The organism is Streptomyces bohaiensis, from assembly GCF_012033785.1.
Taxonomy (GTDB): domain Bacteria; phylum Actinomycetota; class Actinomycetes; order Streptomycetales; family Streptomycetaceae; genus Streptomyces; species Streptomyces bohaiensis.
In genome coordinates, this window is sequence record NZ_JAAVJC010000432.1 from 1 (window position 1) to 2,751 (window position 2,751).

The 2,751-nt window shown below is 76.8% G+C and carries 1 protein-coding gene and 1 pseudogene; both read right to left on the reverse strand.

The features are described 5' to 3' along the window. Positions 1-2,027 (reverse strand): annotated as a pseudogene (locus tag HCN52_RS23620) (type I polyketide synthase); the annotation flags it as partial. Between the two features lie 71 nt (positions 2,028-2,098). Next, the coding region (locus HCN52_RS25755) for an acyl carrier protein (RefSeq protein ID WP_245175401.1) at positions 2,099-2,751 on the reverse strand (653 nt) is incomplete at its 5' end.

Consider the following 2,751-nt stretch of genomic DNA (forward strand, 5'->3'; position numbering starts at 1 on the left):
CACACGCCGGCCGCGTGGGCGGCGGCGAGTTCCCCGACGGAGTGCCCGGCGACCAGGTCGGGGCGGACGCCCCAGGACTCCAGCAGGCGGAACAGCGCGGTCTCCACCGCGAACAGCGCGGCCTGGGCGAATCCGGTGCCGTGCAGCCGGTCGGCCTCGGGGCTGCCGTCGGCGGCGAACACGGCGTCGGCGACGGACGTCGTGAGCTCCGACCCGAGGTGGGTGTCGAGTTCGGCGCAGACCGCGTCGAAGGCGTCCGCGAACACCGGGTAGGTGGCGTGGAGTTCTCTGCCCATGCCCGCGAACTGGGCTCCCTGGCCCGGGAAGAGGAACGCGATGCCGCCGCCGTTGCCCTCCTCGACGACGGTGTCGCTCTCCCCGTCGGCGAGTGCGCCGAGTTCGGCGGCGAGCCGCCCGGGCGGGGCGACGAGCACGGCACGGTGGGAGAGCAGCGCGCGGCGGGTGGCGAGGGCCAGTCCGGTGTCGGCCGGATCCGCCGGGTGGGCGGCGAGATGGTCGCGGAGCGCGGCGGCCTGGGCGCGCACGGCGTCCGCGCCCTGGCCGGACAGCAGCCAGGGCACGACCGGGAGGGCGGGGCGGTGCCGGTCGCGCGGGGCGGTGCCGGCGCCTGGGGCAGCTGCGTCCGGAGCGGCGTCCGCCGGGGGCGCCGCCTCCAGGACCACGTGCGCGTTGGTTCCGCTCATCCCGAAACCGGAGACACCGGCCCGGCGGGGCCGCTCCCCCGTCGGCCACTCCCGCTCCTCGCCGAGCAGCCGGACGGCGCCGGAGTCCCAGTCGACGGCCGGGGTCGGGGCGTCGACGTGCAGGGTCCGGGGCAGGACGCCGTGCCGCATCGCCATCAGCATCTTGATCACCCCGGCCATGCCCGCCGCACCCTGCGCGTGTCCGAGGTTGGACTTGACGGACCCCAGCCACAGGGGGCCGCCGGCGCGGCCCTGGCCGTAGGTGGCGAGGAGGGCCTGGGCCTCGATGGGGTCGCCGAGCCGGGTGCCGGTGCCGTGGGCCTCGACGGCGTCGACGTCGCCGGGGCCGAGCCCGGCGTCGGCGAGCGCGGCCCGGATGACGCGCTGTTGCGCGGGGCCGTTGGGCGTGGTCAGTCCGCTGGAGGCCCCGTCGGAGTTGACGGCGCTGCCACGGATCACACCGAGGACGGGGTGGCCGAGCCGGCGGGCGTCGGAGAGCCGCTCGAGCAGGAGCAGCCCGGCCCCCTCGCTGAACCCGGTGCCGTCGGCGGCGGCAGCGAAGGGTTTGCAGCGGCCGTCGGCGGCGAGCCCGCGCTGTCGGGAGAACTCCACGAACACGGCGGGCTCGGTGATGACGGCGACGCCAGCCGCGAGTGCCATGGCGCACTCCCCGGCACGCAGGGACCGGACGGCGAGGTGCAGGGCGACCAGCGAGGACGAGCAGGCGGTGTCGACCGTCAGCGAGGGCCCCTCGAAACCGAAGACGTAGGACAGGCGCCCCGAGACCACGCTGCCCGCCTTGCCCGTGCCGAGGTAGCCCTCCAGGTCGTGCGGCGCTCCGGCGTACCGGGCCCCGTACTCGGTGGCGCTGATGCCCGCGAAGACGCCGACGTCGGCGCCGCGCAGGGAGTCCGGATCGACGCCGGCGCGTTCGAAGCCCTCCCAGGCGAGTTCGAGGAGCAGCCGCTGCTGGGGGTCCATGGCCAGCGCCTCGCGCGGTGAGATGCCGAAGAAGTCGGCGTCGAACCCGGCGACGTCGTCGAGGAATCCGCCCCGGCAGGCGGTGACGGAGCCGCGCGCGTCGGGGTCGCGGTCGTGGAGGGCGGGCCCGTCCCAGTGGCGGTCGGCGGGGAACGCGCCCGTGGTGTCGGTGCCGTCGGCGACGACCCGCCAGAGGTCCTCCGGGGAGCGCACCGCGCCCGGGTAGCGGCAGCTCGCCGCGACGACGGCGACGGCCTCGCCCGGGCCTCCCGCGGCGCCGGGGCGGGCGGCGAGCTGTGCTCGGGCCTCCCGCAGTTCCGCGGTCACCTTGTTGAGCAGTTGCCGTATGCGGTCGTCCGCCACGTCCTGTCGTCCTTTCGCTTCCGCCGGGCCGGGGCTGCCGTGGGCGGGGGTCAGGTGATGCCGAACTCGGAGGCGAGCAGGGCCACGATCTCGTCGTCGGTGGCCTGCTCCAGGTCGTCGGCCGCATCGCCGGGACCCGTCCCGCTCTCCGGGGTGAGGGCGCTCAGCAGATGGTCGGCGAGCGCGCCGGGCGAGGGGTGGTCGAAGGCGGCGGTGACGGGCAGGGTCAGCCCCGTCGCGGCGCAGATCCGGTTGCGGAACTGCACGGCCGCCAGCGAGTCGAAGCCCTGTTCGCGGAAGCCGCGGCGGGGGTCGACGGCCGTGCTGTCCGCGTGGCGCAGCACCTCGGCGGTCTGGTCGAGGACCAGTTGCCGGAGCACCCTGCGGCGTCCGGGTGCGTCGGCCTCGGCGAGACGGCGCAGCAGCGCGTCCGGGCCCTCCTGTTCCTGGCCGGCGTCGTGGCGTCCGGCCGTGGCCTCGGGCAGGTCGGCGAGGAGCGGCGGCACGACGGGGCCCGCCAGCGTCGCCCAGTCGACGTCGCAGACCGTGACCGTGGTCTCGTCGTGGTCGAGGGCGCGGCGCAGCGCGGCGAGCGCGGTGGCCGGCGGGAGGTCGTGGACGCCGGGGCGGGAGGTCCCGGCTCCGGGGCCGCCGGGGACGGCCCAGTGCCCCCAGGCCACGGCGGTCGCGGGCAGGCCCGCCG